Source organism: Streptomyces sp. NBC_00569, from assembly GCF_036345255.1.
GTDB lineage: Bacteria > Actinomycetota > Actinomycetes > Streptomycetales > Streptomycetaceae > Streptomyces.
The window spans coordinates 9,103,380-9,120,376 of sequence record NZ_CP107783.1; the positions used below are offsets into that span (position 1 = coordinate 9,103,380).

At 70.9% G+C, this 16,997-nt stretch carries 14 protein-coding genes; 9 read left to right on the forward strand and 5 right to left on the reverse strand.

Annotated elements, in window-relative coordinates; all coding sequences use genetic code 11:
* The first annotated feature begins 73 nt into the window (after positions 1 to 73).
* On the forward strand, positions 74 to 1,567 hold the full coding sequence (locus OHO83_RS41140; RefSeq protein ID WP_266666507.1) for an APC family permease: 1,494 nt from the start codon (positions 74 to 76) through the stop codon (positions 1,565 to 1,567).
* Here OHO83_RS41140 and OHO83_RS41145 read toward each other — a convergent pair.
* From OHO83_RS41145 to OHO83_RS41150, 3 genes are all read right to left on the reverse strand, one after another.
* Positions 1,560 to 3,461, reverse strand: a complete 1,902-nt coding sequence (locus OHO83_RS41145) for a zinc ribbon domain-containing protein (RefSeq protein WP_266666505.1) — start codon at positions 3,459 to 3,461, stop codon at positions 1,560 to 1,562. The genes OHO83_RS41140 and OHO83_RS41145 overlap by 8 nt on opposite strands.
* 71 nt (positions 3,462 to 3,532) lie before the next feature.
* Complete coding sequence (locus tag OHO83_RS47130; protein ID WP_389562398.1) at positions 3,533 to 3,790, reverse strand: helix-turn-helix domain-containing protein; 258 nt, start codon at positions 3,788 to 3,790, stop codon at positions 3,533 to 3,535.
* A complete protein-coding gene (locus OHO83_RS41150; protein WP_266666503.1) occupies positions 3,774 to 5,372 on the reverse strand; it encodes a PucR family transcriptional regulator in 1,599 nt (532 codons plus the stop codon). The genes OHO83_RS47130 and OHO83_RS41150 overlap by 17 nt, the downstream gene beginning before the upstream one ends.
* Before the next feature lie 93 nt (positions 5,373 to 5,465).
* On the opposite strand from OHO83_RS41150, the gene lysA reads away from it, so the two are divergent.
* Complete coding sequence (gene lysA / locus OHO83_RS41155) at positions 5,466 to 6,740, forward strand: diaminopimelate decarboxylase (RefSeq protein ID WP_266666501.1); 1,275 nt, start codon at positions 5,466 to 5,468, stop codon at positions 6,738 to 6,740.
* 48 nt (positions 6,741 to 6,788) lie between these two features.
* Here lysA and OHO83_RS41160 read toward each other — a convergent pair whose 3' ends face one another.
* Positions 6,789 to 7,490 (reverse strand): alpha/beta hydrolase, encoded by a 702-nt coding sequence (locus OHO83_RS41160; RefSeq protein WP_266666499.1) that lies wholly within the window; start codon positions 7,488 to 7,490, stop codon positions 6,789 to 6,791.
* 158 nt (positions 7,491 to 7,648) lie between these two features.
* Between OHO83_RS41160 and OHO83_RS41165 the strand changes: the two genes are divergently transcribed.
* Both OHO83_RS41165 and OHO83_RS41170 read left to right on the forward strand, forming a co-directional pair.
* Positions 7,649 to 8,536 (forward strand): oxygenase MpaB family protein, encoded by an 888-nt coding sequence (locus tag OHO83_RS41165; protein ID WP_266666498.1) that lies wholly within the window; start codon positions 7,649 to 7,651, stop codon positions 8,534 to 8,536.
* A 197-nt stretch (positions 8,537 to 8,733) separates the two neighbouring features.
* Positions 8,734 to 9,138, forward strand: a complete 405-nt coding sequence (locus OHO83_RS41170; protein WP_330280627.1) for an ACT domain-containing protein — start codon at positions 8,734 to 8,736, stop codon at positions 9,136 to 9,138.
* Between the two features lie 16 nt (positions 9,139 to 9,154).
* On the opposite strand, the gene OHO83_RS41175 is transcribed toward OHO83_RS41170, so the two are convergent.
* A complete protein-coding gene (locus OHO83_RS41175; RefSeq protein ID WP_266666494.1) occupies positions 9,155 to 10,438 on the reverse strand; it encodes an ROK family transcriptional regulator in 1,284 nt (427 codons plus the stop codon).
* A gap of 189 nt (positions 10,439 to 10,627) precedes the next feature.
* Here OHO83_RS41175 and OHO83_RS41180 point away from each other — a divergent pair, with 189 nt between their 5' ends.
* From OHO83_RS41180 to OHO83_RS41200, 5 genes are all read left to right on the forward strand, one after another.
* Positions 10,628 to 11,941 (forward strand): ABC transporter substrate-binding protein, encoded by a 1,314-nt coding sequence (locus OHO83_RS41180; RefSeq protein ID WP_266666492.1) that lies wholly within the window; start codon positions 10,628 to 10,630, stop codon positions 11,939 to 11,941.
* A gap of 11 nt (positions 11,942 to 11,952) precedes the next feature.
* Positions 11,953 to 12,948: a carbohydrate ABC transporter permease gene (locus tag OHO83_RS41185; protein WP_266666490.1), complete on the forward strand. Its 996-nt coding sequence runs from the start codon at positions 11,953 to 11,955 to the stop codon at positions 12,946 to 12,948.
* 34 nt (positions 12,949 to 12,982) lie between these two features.
* Complete coding sequence (locus tag OHO83_RS41190) at positions 12,983 to 13,822, forward strand: carbohydrate ABC transporter permease (RefSeq protein WP_330280835.1); 840 nt, start codon at positions 12,983 to 12,985, stop codon at positions 13,820 to 13,822.
* A gap of 47 nt (positions 13,823 to 13,869) precedes the next feature.
* A complete protein-coding gene (locus OHO83_RS41195; RefSeq protein WP_266666488.1) occupies positions 13,870 to 15,243 on the forward strand; it encodes a GH1 family beta-glucosidase in 1,374 nt (457 codons plus the stop codon).
* A 71-nt stretch (positions 15,244 to 15,314) separates the two neighbouring features.
* Positions 15,315 to 16,979, forward strand: a complete 1,665-nt coding sequence (locus OHO83_RS41200; protein ID WP_330280628.1) for a sulfite oxidase — start codon at positions 15,315 to 15,317, stop codon at positions 16,977 to 16,979.
* Positions 16,980 to 16,997 lie beyond the last annotated feature (18 nt).

Below are 16,997 nucleotides of genomic sequence, written 5' to 3' on the forward strand. Positions count from 1 at the left end.
TGGTCCGGGTGCCGCAGCATCCCCCGCAGCGCCTCGCGATCCACCGCGGGGCGTGGGACATCCAGGAGGACGCATGCGCGTGACGGCCCGCCAACTGTGCCGCCGTAAGCCGCTGGAGAGCATGATCGGCGAGGCGGAGAGCGAGGCCTCGGAGCCGGGCGGTCTGCGGCGCAGTATGGGGCTGACGCAGCTGACCCTGCTCGGGATCAGCTCCGTCGTGGGCACCGGCATCTTCTTCGTGCTCGGCACCGCGGTCCCCAAGGCGGGACCGGGCGTGGTGCTCTCCTTCGTCGTCGCGGCGGTGGTCGCGGGACTCGCGGCGCTCTGTTACGTCGAGCTGGCCGGCGCGATCCCGGTGGCGGGCAGTACGTACTCGTACACCTACGCCTCGCTCGGTGAGGGAGCTGCGTATCTGGTCGCCTGGTGTCTCATCCTCGAGTACGGCGTCGCGGTGTCCACCGTGGCCGTGAGCTGGGGGCAGTACCTCAACGAACTCACCGACGCGCTCTTCGGGTTCACGCTGCCCGACGCGATCAGCCAGCCGCCCGGGGCCGGGGGAGTGGTGAACATCCCGGCGCTCGTCGTGGTGCTGCTCTGCTCCCTGCTGCTGGCCCGCGGCACGCGCGAGTCCGCACGCCTCAACGCCGTGATGGTGTGCGTCAAGCTGAGCGTCCTCGTGCTGTTCGTCGCCGTGGCGTTCACCGCGTTCCGGGCCGGCCACTTCGCCGACTTCGCGCCGCACGGAGCGTCCGGCATCGGGGTTGCCGCCTCCGCCGTCTTCTTCTCCTACGTCGGCTTCGACACCGTGGCCACCGCGAGCGAGGAGGTCCGCAATCCGCGGCGCACCATCCCGCTCGCCCTGCTCCTGACACTCGGCGCGGTCACGGTGCTGTACATCCTGGTGTCCCTCGCGGCGGTCGGCGCGCAGCCCGCCGGCCGGTTCGGTGCGCAGGCCGACGCGGGCGAGGCGGTCCTCGCCGAGATCCTGCGCGACGTGACGGGCGCGGGCTGGCCCGTCGTGCTCCTGTCGGCCGGTGCCGTGGTGTCGATCTTCAGCGTGGTGCTGGTGACCCTGTACGGGCAGACGCGCATCCTCTTCTCGATGGCCCGCGACGGGCTCGTCCCCGAGATCTTCCGCCGTGTCGACCGCAAGCGGCACACGCCGGTCGGCAACACATGGATCGTGGGCGCCGGCGTCGGAGCGCTGGCCGCGTTCGTGCCGCTCCAGTACCTCGCCGACCTGACCAGCATGGGAACCCTCGTCGCGTTCGTGGCCGTGGCGGCGGCCGTGGTCGTCCTGCGCCGCATCGCCCCCGACGCGCCGCGGCCCTACAGGGTGCCCCTGTATCCCGTCGTGCCGATCGTGTCCGCGGCGTCCTGCCTCTACCTCGCGTGGCTGCTGCCGGGCATCACGTGGGCGCTCTTCGGTGGGTGGCTGGTGCTCGCGGCGGCGCTCTACCTGGTGTTCGGCCGTCGCCACTCCGCCCTGCGCGAGCGGGCCGCCGCACCCGGGCACGCGGAGGCCGACGTCTCGACTACCGCTGCGCAAGCGTCTCTGATCAGCTAAGCGATCCTGAGTCGGATTGAGTTTCCGGGATCGCTTCCCATCGTGGTGGGGTGGCATGGGCGTGGAGATGGAATCCCGCGCCCAGTGCTGCCCCTCTTGGCCGGTGGCCAGTGGTGGGTGTGCTGGTCGTCGTCACGTCCTGGTGCCGGTGGGCTGCTCGGGGCAGCCGGGTCCGGTCCGTTGGTGCGTGTCCCTCCGGACGCTTGCCGGCAGGACCGCACGGGCGGGCTGCAGGGGAGGGTGCCCTGCGTCGCCTGGGCGCGGGGCGTGAGGTGTGGCGCCGGGTGGGTCCGGTCTTCGACCGGTCTTTCCGGCTGGTCTGGGTGGTCGGGGTGACCACTGCTTTGGTTTCGAGCTTGTCGACTACCGTGCGGATCACCATGGTTTTGCTGGATTTGTCGATGACGGTCTTGGACTGGTGGGCCAGGCCGCGTGCTGCGATGCGGCGCCAGGCGCCCTGGTCGCGGTCTCCTTGCCAGCCACAGGACTGGTTGGGGCAGATGGCCCACTTCCAGCCCGCAGCGGTGGGCCGGTCGGGGGCTTTGCGGTGCCTGAGTGGGGTGAGGCACCGCGGGCAGTGTTTGGAGGTGTTGCGGGCTGGGACGGTGACCACGGCGATGCCGGCCTCCGCGGCAAGGTGTCGCATGTGGTCGGTGATCTGCCCGCGGACGGCTTGGGAGAGGCGCGTGTTCATGGTGCGGCCCATGCCCTTGGCTTCCATCGAGCGCAGGTCTTCAACGTAGATCACGCTCGCCCCGGCGGCGATGGCCTGGTCGACGGTCCACCGTGCGGCAGCCCACGCCAGGGCGTCGTTCAGGTTCGAGCGGCGTGCGGACACGAAGCGGATCTCGTCGCGCAGCGCCTGGTGCCTGTCGGCCAGCGGGTGCTGTTCACTCTCGCCGATGAGCCGCTGGTAGTGGTCGGCCTTGGTGTGCAGGTGCTCGGACAGACGGCGCAGCCGGTGCTGCTTGGCCAGCACTCCGGCGGTCCGGAACTGGGCGCCATGCCCGAGGGCGGTGATACGCCCATCGTCGTGGACACGGGCCGCACCAGCGGACAGGAGGGTGTTCAGGCCCCAGTCCACGCCGAGCGCGACCGTGTGCCCGGTGCGCCGAGCCTTGGGCACGGCGTGGGTGTAGGCCGCATCAGCACGCACCTTCCCGCCCGCGATGCGCAGGGTGGGAAGGTGCAACACCGCCGAGGCGGGAACAGTCGGGGGCAGCGAGATGGTGCACTCCACCCACGTCCAGTCCGCATACGCCTGCGGATCGGGTCGGGTGGGCAACTGCATCCGCAGCAAAGCCCGCTGCGGATCGCTCTCGCCGCGTGAGACGACGGCCTGCTGCCCATCGCACGCCGACAGCAGAAGCATCCGCGCCGCCCCGGGCGCGCCTTCGGCCTCGAACACATCAACTGGTAGGCGACCGTTGGCCTGCCTGTACTTGGTGATCTGCCGGGTACGGCCCTTGATGATGCTGGAAGGCAAGTGCCGGCCGCCTGGCACGGCGTCGCGTACGGCGTCCCACTCTGCTGGAGTGCGCTTTTCCGGGTCGTCCGGCCAGGTCGCGATCACCCCGGCGGTCAGGTCAGCGCGCCACTTCGCCGAGCGCAAAACACGCCCGGCCTGTTCCTGGGCCATGCGCACGATCCGGTCGTTGACCTTCACGCCCTCGGCCGGAGCGACGGTCCAGCCGAGACGTCGCAAAGCCATCCACGCGTTCGAGGGCAGCTTCCGGCCCCCCGCGTCCTCACCAGAGGCGAGAACATCAACATCGGTGGCGTTCCAGTGCTCGCCGAGCAGCGTGGAGACCAGGCCCGCCGTCAAGTCGGCACACCAGCCGATGCGTTCGGCCAGCACGGACGGGGACAGCAGTTCGCCGGTCTTCTCGTCCACGCCTGTGCGCACAAGGGCGCGGGCACACGCGGTGCGGGAGGTCTCACCGTCGGCGAGCGGTACCTTCCGGCTCACTGGCTATGTCCACTGGAACCGGAGACACGCACGTACAGGCCCTCCAGGCGTACACGCTCTCCGCCCGTCGAGACCTTCATCGCCTCGACGTCGATCGAGGAGAACCTACGCTCACGGCCTACCCAAGTCACAGGAATCTTCCCCGAGTCAGCCCAAAGACGAAGCCTCACGGGGTGAACTCCAAGACACTTAGCGGCCTTTGAGAGTCGAAGAAGCCCCATGAAAACTACTCTACGATCACTGAGGATTTTCATTCAAATTAGTGAGCCTGAGTTCGAGCCAGGCGGCGAGCCGCACCTCGCGGTCGTCGAGGTCCAGGCCGAAGAGTTCACGTACGCGCCGCAGCCGGTAGCGCAGGGTGTTGGGATGCACCCGCAGACCGGCCGCGGCGCTCGCGACGTCGCCGGTCGCGTCCAGCCAGGCCGTGACCGTCGCGGCGTAGTCGGTGCCCTGCTCCGCGTCGTGCGCCAGCAGCGCGGCGACTCCGGGCATCCGCAGCCACGGCTCCCGACGCAGCTCGTCGGCGAGGCGGTTCAGCAGGACGACATGGCGGACGTCCTCGGCGGTGGCCGTGGGCGCGCCCGCCCGGCCGCCTTCGGTGGCCCGGAGGATGTCGTCCGCCTCGCGCCGCAGCGCACCGGCCCGCAGCAGATCCGGGTACGCCCGCGTCACCACGGCCCGCACCGGCGTACCGAGGGCAGCCCGTACGGCTCCCAGCGCGCCGTCCGCGAACCTCCGCGCGGCGGCGGGTGAGGGCGAGGTCAGCAGCACGTACACCGCACGGGCCGAGGCCGTCACCGTCGCCGTCGGGAGATGCGCCGCGCAGTACCGGACCAGGGACGACTCCAGGTGGGCGATGAGGGCGCTGCCCTCGTCCGGGGCGAACGCGGCCAGGCTCACCTTCTCCCCCTGGCCGAGCCCGAGCCGCGACGCGGCCTCGTCGGCCGGCGGCCCGTACCCCTCCAGGAGCGCGCGCAGCGTGTCCCGGCGCATGCGCTGCTCGGTCTCCGTCGCGTTCAGCGCGCGCAGCAGGTGCGGGGCCGCCAGCCGCGCCGCGTCCCGCAACGCCGACGCGGCCTGTTCCGACAGGCCGCCCTCCGGCTCGATCGCCCACAACGTCCCCAGCGGCAGCGTCCCCGCCCGCACCGCGACCGCCGCACGCGCCAGCTCGTCGCGGGCCCGGGGGAACCGGACCACGCCGTCGGCCGCCAGTACGTCGCGGTACTGCTGCCGCTGGCCGGGGTCGTCAGGAACCCGCCGCTCCAGGATGCCGCGTTCGCGCAGACTGTCGATGCGCTGACCGGGGACGTTCGAGTAGGCGACGACATGCTGGTCCAGGTCCTCGACCGCGACCGAGCCGCCCACGACGGCGGCCACCGCGTCGGCCAGAGAGAACAGCTCCTCGGTCCCGGCGGGGGCCGACGGGGACAGGTCACCCACTCCGTACGCCGCGAGCGCGCAGCCGATCTCCGCGTCCACGTACCGCCACGGCACCGCGTCGCCGGCGGCGAGCACCGCCAGGGAGCACCGCTCGGCCTCGGCCGTCAGCCGATCCGCCTCCTGGCCACGGCACTTGACGACCACCCCCGCATAACCCTCCGCCGCCGCGCGGCGCAGCACGGTGCCCGTACGCGGATCGGCCACGTCCGCGCCGACGAGCAGCAGCAGTGCCGAGGGGGCCGCGGGCAGCGGGTCGCCCGGGTCGTGGATGACCGTGCCGCGCACGGGGACGTCGAGGCCGCCGGGCGCTGCGAGTACGCGGAGGGGGCCGGTGGAGCCGACCAGGAAGCGCAGGGAACCCGCGGCCCGGCCGTCGGGGATTGTCCGATCAGACAACGGGGGCCTCGATTCCTGGGGCGGGACGCCGGTGAAGGCGACGGGGGAAGCCGTCAGGATAGGCCCATCGACCAGGGACAGGAGCCATCGCCCATGAGCGCCACGACCGCCACCTCAGATATCGCCGGACTCTTCCCGAAGGGGACATATCTCGCCCCGGACGGCGAGATCGTCGTCGGCGGATGCCGCCTCGACGACCTCGCCGAGCGCTTCGGCACCCCGGCCGTCATCGTCGACGAGGGCGCTCTCAGGGCCCGGGCGCGCGAGTACGTGGACGCACTGAGCCGCCATTGGCCGAACGGACAAGTCGTCTTCGCCTCGAAGTCCTTCCCGTGCACTGCCGTCGTCCGGGTGATGGTCGAGGAGGGACTCGGCGTGGACGTCGCCGGCGGCGGGGAACTCGTGGCCGCACTCGCCGCGGGCGCCGACCCGGCCCGGCTCGTCGTCCACGGCAACGCCAAGACCGACGAGGAACTCGCCATGGCGGTCGGCGCCGGAGCCGGCACGATCGTCATCGACAACTTCGACGACATCGACCGCCTGGAGAAGATCGTCACGGACGAGCAGCGCGTGCTGATCCGTGTCATCCCGGACGTCGAGGCCGACACCCACGAGGCGATGGCGACCGGCCACGCCGGCTCCAAGTTCGGACTCTCCGTGCACGACGCCGTGCGGGCCGCGGCGCGGCTGCGCGCCAGTGACCGGCTGCGCCTCGACGGCGTGCACGTCCACGTCGGCTCGCAGCTCCTCGACACCGCCCCGTTCGCCCGCGCCGTCGAGGCCATCGCCTCTCTCGGCGAGCTGGGTGAGCACGCCGTGTACGACCTGGGCGGCGGCCTGGGCGTCCGCTACACGTACGCGGACCAGGCGCCGACGGTCGACGAGTACGTGCGAACCCTGACCGACGCCGCCCGCGCCCACCTCCCCGCGAACGCCCGGCTGATCATCGAGCCCGGCCGTTCCCTGGTTGCCGAGTCGGCGCTCACCCTCTACCGCGCCGTGACCGTCAAGCGGGGCCGACCCCGCGCCCTCGTCGCCGTCGACGGCGGCATGGGCGACAACCTCGAACCGATGCTGTACGGCCAGCGCTTCGAGGCGACCGTCACCTCCCGCGTCGGCGGCGGCGAACCCTGCGACCTGGTCGGCCGCCACTGCGAGTCGGGCGACACCCTCATCCGTGACGTGCCGCTGCGGGCCCCGGCCGTCGGCGACCTGATCGCGGTACCGGTCACCGGCGCGTACTGCTACTCGATCTCCAACAACTACAACGGCGCCCGCCGCCCACCGGTCGTCTTCTGCCACGACGGCGAGGCCCGCGCCGTGGTCCGCCGCGAGACGTACGAGGACCTGCTGCGCCGCGACCAGTGACGGTGTCCTCATAGGGGAGTGGTGCCTGACGGCCGCCGGATCCCCCGGCTATACCGACCGGGCGACGGCCGCCACCACCTGGGCCGTCGCCAGGCCGAAGGCGCGCACGGAGGCACCGGCAACGCAGCGGTCCGCCGCCGGGTCGTACACGCAGCCGAGCACCCCGGCGTGATCAGTGGCCTGTTCGCTGAGTGCGCAGTCCCAGCCGTGCGCGCGCAGAGCCTCGCGCAGTTCCCGCGAGGAGTCGACGGAGACGGAGGCGTCGTCCGTGCCGTGCACCAGGCGTACGGGCACACGTGCCGTGGCGCGCCCGAGCGCCTGGAGGGGCACGGCTCCCGTGGTGCGCGCCGGGCGCCGGTAGCCGCCAGCGATGCCGACGACCGCGGCGGGTGGCCGGCCGTCGAGCAGTTCCGGGTCCAGGGCCACCCCCAGTGCGGCGCCCGCACCCGCCGACCAGCCGGCGACGACCAGCTGCCGGGAGTCCCCGGCGAAGTCGCGGGCGAACCGCAGCGAATCGGTGAGATGCGCGCGGCCCTCGTCGGAGGTGTCCGAACGCCAGTCGGGGACGAGGACGGTGAGGCCCAGTTCGGCGATGTCCTGGGCCAGCGGGACCATCACGTCGCGCTCGTCGGTCCCGATGCCGTGCCACAGAAGGACACAAGGACCCTCGGCCTGGGGTGAGTTGTGGATGTCGAGAGACTTGTGCTCCCCGCCGGTGGGATAGGACACGGTGCGGATCGTTGCGCTCAAGGTCGTTCCTCCTGGCCGCCGGAATGCTGCATCCTGGCCCCATCCTGGCCGCACCACCGCCGCGAAGTCTCCCCGGGTGGCCCGGACGGACACCCCCGGCCTGCCCCAACCGGACAAAGTAGGCTGGATACGCGCATCCGAAGGGACGTCACGTCACCATGAGACTGACCGGACCGGACGGCCGCGGAGTGCGGGAGCGGCTGGGAAAGAACCTCTTCGCCCGTGTCGCGGGCCCCGAGGGGCCGAAGAACCGCGTCCGTATCCACCAGACCCCCGGACCGCGCTGGTTCGGCCCGGACCGCCCCATCCGCACGGTGCACGGGGACGCGTCCATGTTCATCGGCGGGATCTCGGCCCTGCTGCTCCAGTCGCTCCACCCCCTCGCCATGGCCGCCGTGTCCGCCCACTCGGGCTTCCGCGGCGATCCCTGGGGCAGGCTCCAGCGCACGAGCACCTTCCTGGCGATGACGACATACGGCCCCGCCGAAGGTGCCCAAGAGGCCTGCGACCGGGTGCGGGCTGTCCACGCCCGGGTGCGCGGGGTGACCGCTGACGGCGCGGCCTACCACGCGGGGGACCCGCATCTGCTCGGCTGGGTCCACATCGCGGAGGTCGACAGCTTCCTGCGCGCTCATCAGCGGTACGGTGCCCACCCGCTGACGGGCGACGAGTACGACGGGTACGTCGCCGACGCGGCGCGCGTGGCCACCGCGCTGGGGGTCCTGGACCCGCCCACGAACCGGAAGGAGCTCGCCGAGCGGTTCACGGCGTACCGGCGTGAGCTGCGTGCGACACCGGAAGCGCGCGGCGCCGCCCGCTTCCTCCTCCTCGACCCACCGGTGCCGCTGGTCGCCCGGCTTCCGTACGGGGTTCTCGCCGCGAACGCCGTATCCCTGCTGCCCAGTTGGGCGGCGGCGGAACTGCGTCTGCCGCGACTTCCGTTGGTCGACACCGTGGCCGTCCGTCCGCTCGGCCGCGGCGTCACTTCGTTGGTGCGCTGGGCCATGGCGCCCAACCGGCCCCTGCCGGACCCACCGGCGGGCTGACTTCGCCGCGGTGGGGCCGGCCCTGGGCCTCCCGCGTCATTGACCTGTGTACGCCTCCCGTTCGGAGAGCTACGCGGCGGGCCACCCGGTGTCGGCGGCGAAGGTGAGCCGCATCAGCAGGCGAGAAGATGCTAGGGATGCGGGCGTCCGCGGCCGTGCGGCGTGCGCGATCGTGCGCGCCGCCTACTCTGGTGATCATGAGTGGCGAGAGAGACCTGCGGGCACTGCTGAGCGGCATGCGGCCGGAGCTGAATCCCGGGCGCTACGTCTTCACCACCGTCGACGGTGCGATCCAGCCCGGCGTCACGCCCGTGGTGACCGTCGCCGAGCGGGAGGCCCTGACGCTGGTGGTCCCGCTGGAGGAGGCCGACGCGGCGGGTCTCGCCCACGACTACGTGGCGGGGTGGATCACCCTGCGCGTCCACTCGGCGCTGGAGGCCGTGGGTCTGACCGCGGCCGTCGCCCAGGAGCTCGCCACCGCGGGCCTGAGCTGCAACGTCGTGGCGGGGTTCCACCACGACCACCTGTTCGTCCCGCACGGGCGGGCGCAAGAGGCGGTGGCGCTGCTGGAAGACCTCGCGCACCGGTCGGCCGCCACGTGACGGAGCCGGGCGCGGGTCACCCGAGCACGCGGCCCTCAAGCGCCGTGCGCCAGGCGGGCGGTGTCGGTTCCTGGGCCGGGGTGTCGCGGCGGCCGCCGCGGGCGAAGAAGTCCTCCAGGGGAAGGGTCGCCGCACCGACCGTGACCGCGTCGGGGCCCAGCTTGCCCAGCGCGATGGTGGCCTTTCCGGCCGGGTAGGACAGGGCGTACTTCGTGGTGTGCTTCCGGACGTCGTCGAGGAAACGGGAGCCGAACTGGAGCCCTGCCCAGCCGCCGATCAGGATGCGCTCCGGCTGGAAGAGGTTGATCAGGTCGGACAGCCCGGCGCCCAGGTATTCGGCCGTCTTCGCCATCACCTCGTAGGCCACCGGGTCGGGATCCGACCCGTCCGTCGGGCACGCGGCGGCGAGCAGCGCCGTCAGCTGGGTCTCCTCGTCGACGTGCCGGGGCGGCTGTCCACCCGCCTCGCGCCACCGCTCCAGTACGGACTCGGCCCCCGCGTACGCCTCCAGGCAGCCCGGCGCCCCGCAGCGGCACGTCCGCCCGCCGGCCTGGACCGTCAGGTGGCCCCACTCCAGGGCCCGCCCCTTGCCGTCCGCGAAGAGGCAGGCGCCGACCCCGGTGCCGAAGAGGACGATCGCGGCGCTGCGCGCCCCGCGTCCGGCGCCGAACCACATCTCCGCCTGCCCGAGCGTCTTCGCGCCGTTGTCGATGAAGTACGGCACTGCGGACGGGAGCTGGGAGGACGCTCGCAGCAGGGCCTCCAGGGGGACCGCGTCCCAGCCGATGGTCTGGCAGTGGACCACGGCCCCGGACTCGGGCACCCGCTCGACGACGCCGGGAACGCCTATCCCGATCCCGAGAAGGTCGTCCGCCGGCACGCCGGCCTCGGCGAGTACCCGCTCGATGCCGCTGCGGATGTGTTCCACGATGACGGCGACGTCGTACCCGTCGCCCGTCAACGGGATGTCGGCGCGGGCGAGTTCGGTGAGGGTCACGTCGAAGACCTCCACGCGGACGCGGGTCTCGCCGACGTCGATGCCGATCAGGTTGCCGCTGCGCGGGCTGACGCGGAGCAGGATGCGCGGCCGGCCGCCGTCGGAGTCCAGGCTGCCGGCCTCTTCCACAAGCCCGTCGGCGGCGAGTTCGCCCACGACGTTGCTGACGGATCCTGAACTCAGACCCGTGAGAGGGCCGAGTGCCTGGCGGCTCGTCGGGCCGTCGAAATACAACTGTTGCAGTATCACCGCGCGGTTGGCTCTGCGCAGGTCACTCACCGTGCGTCTGCTCCGCCGATCCATCTGGGCTCCTCCCTGACCTGCGACAGACGCAAGGTACCCCTGCAGAAACCCTTGACGCGACCTTTCCGCGCGGTTTAACTCACAGCCTAAATTAAGTCGTGGGTGACTTCAGGAACTGAACGCCGAGCGCTTCGGCCTGCAGACCCGCGCCCCGGCTTGGACGCTCCTGAGGAAGGGACACCTGGAGCCATGCAAAGAATTCGAGCACTCGCCAGTAGCGCGGTCGTCGTCTCCCTGCTGGCCGCGGCGACCGCCTGCGGCGGGGGTTCATCCAGTGAGGGATCGAACGAGTCGCCCAAGACCCTGACCTACTGGGCGTCCAACCAGGGGCCGAACGTCGAGGCCGACAAGAAGATCCTCCAGCCCGAACTCGACAAGTTCGAGAAGCAGACCGGCATCAAGGTCAAGCTGGAGGTCGTCCCCTGGTCGGACCTGCTCACCCGCATCCTCACGGCGACCACCTCGGGTGAGGGCCCCGACGTCCTCAACATCGGCAACACCTGGTCGTCCTCGCTCCAGGCGACCGGCGCCCTCCTCCCGTGGGACCAGAAGAACTTCGACAAGGTCGGCGGCAAGGACCGCTTCGTCGAGTCGGCGCTCGGCTCGACGGGCGCGCAGGGCAAGGACCCGGCCGCCGTACCGCTCTACTCGATGGCCTACGCGCTCTACTACAACAAGGCGATGTTCAAGGAAGCCGGCATCACCGAAGCGCCGAAGACCTGGGACGAACTCACCGCGGACGGCGCGAAGATATCCAAGGGCGGCAAGTGGGGACTCGGCGCCGAGGGCTCCAACCTGTCCAACAACATCCACCAGGTGTTCGTTCTCGCCAAGCAGCACGGCGGCGACTTCTTCACCGCGGACGGCAAGGCCGACTTCACCAACGACGCCGCGGTCGCGGCCGTCAAGCAGTACGTCGACATGATGGCCACGAACAAGATCATCGCGCCCGGCAACGCCGAGTACGCGAAGAACCAGTCCCTCAGCGACTTCTCCAAGGGCAAGACCGCCATGGTCCTGTGGCAGGCCGCCGCCACCACGTTCAAGTCGCAGGGCATGCAGGACGACGAGTGGGGCGTCGCCCCGGTGCCGGTCCAGTCGGGTGCGCCCGGCGCGGGCAAGGCCACGAACTCGATGGTGGCGGGCATCAACCTCGCCGTCTTCAAGAACACCAAGAACATCGACGGATCGCTGAAGTTCGTGAAGTTCATGACCAGCGACGCCGAGCAGAAGCTGCTCTGCAAGACCTACGGCTCCATCCCGCCGGTCAAGGCCGCCCAGAGCGACCCGGCCTTCGACCGGCCGGAGCTCAAGGTGCTGCGCGAGACCCTCGCGACCAGCGCCACCGCGCTGCCCCAGGTGTCCAACGAGTCCCAGTTCGAGACCTCGGTCGGTACCGCCGTCAAGAACCTCTTCGCCCAGTCGGCGAGCGGCAAGCGGCCCTCCACGGCTGACGTCAAGGCCGAGCTGACCAAGGCGCAGCAGCAGATGGACAGTCAGTGAGCGATGTGCCCATGACCACCATCGTGAACTCCCCGAAGGGGGATCCGGCGGTGCGTGAGGACACCCCCGGGGCGACGCGCAAGCCGCGCCGCCCCGGGCGCATCCGCCGCCTGGGACTGCCGTACCTGCTGCTGCTCCCCGCGCTGCTGCTCGAGATCCTCGTCCACCTGCTGCCGATCGCCATCGGGTTCTTCATGGCGTTCAAGGAGCTGACCCAGCTCTACCTGCGGGACTGGGGGGAAGCTCCCTGGGCCGGCCTCCACAACTTCGACGTGGCCGTCGACTTCAACGAACCCGTCGGCAAGGCCCTGCTCCACTCGTTCTGGATCACCTGCGTCTTCACGCTCATGTCGGTCGGCCTGTGCTGGCTCCTCGGCACGGCGGCGGCCGTCTTCATGCAGGAGACGTTCACCGGCCGCGGCTTCCTGCGGACCCTGTTCCTGGTGCCGTACGCGCTGCCCGTCTACGCGGCAGTGATCACCTGGGCGTTCATGTTCCAAAGGGACAACGGCCTGGTCAACCACGTACTCCACGACCAGCTCGGACTCGCCGACGGGCATCCCTTCTGGCTCATCGGCGACAACAGCTTCTTCGCGCTGCTGACCGTCTCGGTGTGGAAGGGCTGGCCGTTCGCCTTCCTGATCGTGATGGCCGGGCTCCAGAACATCCCCAAGGAGCTCTACGAGGCCGCCGCCATGGACGGCGCCGGCATCTGGCAGCAGATCCGGCGCATCACCATTCCCTCGCTGCGCCCGGTCAACCAGGTGCTCGTACTCGTCCTGTTCCTGTGGACGTTCAACGACTTCAACACACCGTTCGTGCTGTTCGGGCGGGCGGCGCCCGAGGCGGCCGATCTCATCTCCGTGCACATCTACCAGTCGTCCTTCGCCACCTGGAACTTCGGCACCGGCGCGGCCATGTCCGTACTCCTGCTCCTGTTCCTGCTCCTGGTGACGGGGATCTACCTGGTGCTCACCTCACGAGGGAGGAAGGTCTCCCGTGGCTAGCCCCACCGTCCCCCGCGGCGCTCCGCGCTCGCCGATGGCGTCCCCGCGCTCCTTCATCTGGTCCCGCCGGATCTTCCTGATCCTGCTCACGGGCTTCGTCCTGCTGCCCGTCTACGTCATGATCTCCAGCTCGCTCAAGCCGCTGGAGGACGTGTCGGGCAAGTTCCACTGGATGCCCAGCGGGCTCACCATCCAGCCCTACTTCGACATCTGGAAGACCGTCCCGCTGGCGAAGTACTTCTGGAACTCGCTGATCGTGGCCGGCGCCGCGACGGTCTGCTCCGTCGTGATCGCCGTCTTCGCCGCGTACGCGGTCAGCCGCTACCAGTTCCGCGGCAAGCGCGTCTTCACCGTGACGGTCCTGTCGACCCAGATGTTCCCCGGCATCCTCTTCCTGCTGCCGCTGTTCCTCATCTACGTCAACATCGGCCAGTCCACCGGGATCGCCCTGTTCGGCTCACGCGGCGGACTGATCCTCACCTACCTCACGTTCTCCCTGCCCTTCTCGATCTGGATGCTCATCGGGTACTTCGAGTCCGTCCCCAAGGACCTCGACGAGGCCGCGATGGTGGACGGCTGCGGACCCCTCAAGGCACTGTTCCGTGTCGTCGTCCCCGCCGCGATCCCCGGCATCGTCGCGGTCGCCGTGTACGCCTTCATGACCGCCTGGGGAGAAGTCCTCTTCGCGTCCGTCCTGACGACCGACGCCACCCGCACCCTGGCCGTCGGCCTCCAGAACTACTCCACCCAGAACGACGTGTACTGGAACCAGATCATGGCCGCCTCACTCGTCGTGAGCATCCCCGTGGTCGCCGGATTCCTGCTGCTCCAGCGCTACCTCGTCGCCGGCCTGACCGCCGGGGCCGTGAAGTGAGCAGTACACCGGACCGTGCCGCCGACCCCTCGCCCGAAAGGACGTCAGTGTCCAAGCCCATCGACTTCGCCGCTCTCCCGAAGGACTTCGCCTGGGGCACGGCCACCTCCGCCTACCAGATCGAGGGAGCCGTCGCCGAGGACGGCCGTGCCCCCTCCATCTGGGACACGTTCTCGCACACCCCGGGCAAGGTGGCAGGCGACGACCACGGGGACGTCGCCTGCGACCACTACCACCGCTGGCGCGATGACATCGCGCTGATGAAGCAGCTCGGCACCAACGCCTACCGGCTCTCGCTCGCCTGGCCGCGGATCGTGCCCGGCGGCGACGGCCCGGTCAACGCCAAGGGCCTCGACTTCTACGACCAGTTGATCGACGGCCTGCTCGAAGCCGGCATCGAGCCGTCCGTCACCCTCTACCACTGGGACCTCCCGCAGACCCTCCAGGACCGCGGCGGCTGGCCCGAACGGGACACGGCGCACCACTTCGCCGACTACGCCACCGTCGTCGCCGAACGCCTCGGCGACCGCGTCACCCAGTGGGCCACCCTCAACGAACCCCTGTGCTCGGCCTGGATCGGCCACCTCGAAGGCCGCATGGCCCCCGGTCTCACCGACCTGACCGCCGCCGTCCGCGCCTCGTACCACCTGCTGCTCGGCCACGGCCTCGCCACCCGGGCGATCCGCGCCGCGGCACCCGACGCGCGCATCGGCATCGTCAACAACCTCTCCACCGTCCAGGCGGCCACCGACCGGCCCGAGGACCTCGCGGCGGCCCACCGCATGGACGGCCACACCAACCGCTGGTGGCTCGACCCCGTCCACGGCCGCGGCTTCCCCGCCGACATGCGCGACGTCTACGGCGTCGAACTGCCCGAGCAGGCAGGGGACTTGGAGACGATCGCCGCCCCGCTCGACTGGCTCGGCCTGAACTACTACATGCCGGCCGTCGTCGCCGACGACCCCACGGGCCCCGCCCCGTACGCCCGCGAGGTGCGCCGCCTCGGCGTCCCGCGCACCGGCATGGACTGGGAGATCGACGCGAGCGGCATCGAGACCCTGCTCCTGCGCCTCACCCACGAGTACGGCGCCCGCAAGCTCTACGTCACCGAGAACGGCTCCGCCTTCCCCGACGTCGTACGGCCCGACGGATCCGTCGACGACCCCGGGCGCATCGAGTACCTGGAAGACCACCTCGCTGCCTGCGCCTCCGCCGCCCGCAAGGGAGCACCGCTCGCCGGGTACTACGCCTGGTCCCTCCTCGACAACTTCGAGTGGGCCTACGGCTACGACAAGCGCTTCGGTCTCGTCCACGTCGACTACAAGACGCAGCGCCGCACCATCAAGGGCAGCGGCCACCGGTACGCGGACATCGTCGGCAGGCACCGGCAGGGGAGGGGACTCAGGGGCAACGCGGCCTGACGCGCTCCCGCGGCTTTTGCGCCTGTACGCTCGCGCATGTCCGCTTGAATGCGTGCGGGATCGCCTTCAGCATGGTCGGGCTGACGAAGCTCGAGGGTGCGGCGGCATGCCGCGAGGAAGGTTTCCCCATTTCTGGAGCGGGCGAGGACCGGAATTCCCGGGGGCGGCGCGGTGCGCGACGGCGCGATGGCCTCGGAGCGCTGAGCGGACTGCTGGCCGGATACGCGGCCCTGGCCGCCGCCGAGCTGGCGGCGGCCGTCGTCCGTCCCCAGGCGAGCCCCGTGGTGGCCGTCGGGGGCGCGGCCGTCGACCGCACACCGACCGCCCTCAAGGAGTGGGCGATCCGGAACTTCGCAACGAACGACAAGCTCGTTCTGCAGCTCGGCATCGTCGCCGTGCTGGCCCTTCTCGCGGTGGTTCTGGGCCTCGTCGCGGTCCGCCACCGCCGCGTCGGCTCGGCCGGCGTCCTGCTGTTCGGCGTGATCGGCGCGCTGGCGGCCACCACGCGCCCCGACTCGACGGGCATCGCCGACGCCGTGCCGTCGGTGGTCGGCGCGCTGGTGGGTGCCTGGCTCCTGTACGCGCTGAGCGGACGCGCGCGCTCCACACCGACCGAGGAGCCACCCGAGCGCAGCACCGACCCCGGATGGGACCGGCGCGGGTTCATCACGCTCGCGACGGCCGCCGCCGCCGTCTCGACCGGAGCCGGGCTGCTGGCCCGGTCCTCGCGCGGCACGCAGGACGTGAACGCCGTGTCCTCACGCAACGGCGTCAGACTGCCCGCTCCGGCGTCTCCGGGTAAACCCACCCCGGCGAACGCCCAGTTGGCGATCCCCGGCATCGGCGCGTTCACCACGTCGAACAAGGACTTCTACCGGGTCGACACCGCTCTGGTGGTGCCGATGGTGGACGCCATGAAATGGCGGCTGCGGATCCACGGCAAGGGCGTCACCCGCCCCGTCACCCTGACCTTCGACGACCTGCTGCGAAGGCCGCTCATCGAACGCGCCCTCACCCTCACCTGCGTGTCGAACGAGGTCGGCGGCCCGCTGATCGGCAACGCCCGCTGGATCGGCGTACGTCTCGCGGACGTGCTCGCCGAGAGCGGCGTCAGGCCCCCGTCGAAGGGCGGCCCCGCGGACCAGCTGGTCGCGCGCTCCGTCGACGGCATGACGATCGGCAGCCCCGTCGAGGACATCATGGACGGGCGCGACTCGATGCTGGCGCTGGGGATGAACGGTCAGCCCCTGCCGTTCGCGCACGGCTTTCCCGTGCGCATGCTCGTCCCCGGCCTGTACGGCTACGTGTCGGCCTGCAAGTGGATCGAGGACATCGAGCTCACCACCTTCGCCGACTACGACGCGTACTGGGTGAAGCGGGACTGGGCCCAGCAGGCGCCCGTCAAGACGGAGTCCCGCATCGACACCCCCAAGCCCTCCGTGAGCCGCAAGGCCGGCACGGTCATGGTCGCGGGCGTGGCCTGGGCGCAGCACCGCGGGATCGAGAAGGTTGAGGTCCGCGTCGACGACGGGCCGTGGGAGCAGGCGACCCTCGCGGCCAAGGACACCCGCGACACCTGGCGCCAGTGGTCCTACCCGTGGCAGGCGACCTCCGGAGGACACCGCCTCACCGTCCGCGCGACCGACGGCACCGGCCGGACGCAGACGGCGAAGCACGCCGACCCCCTACCGGACGGTGCGAGCGGCTACCACTCGATCCGGGTGGAGATCGGCTGACGCCGGTGAAGGGCGACG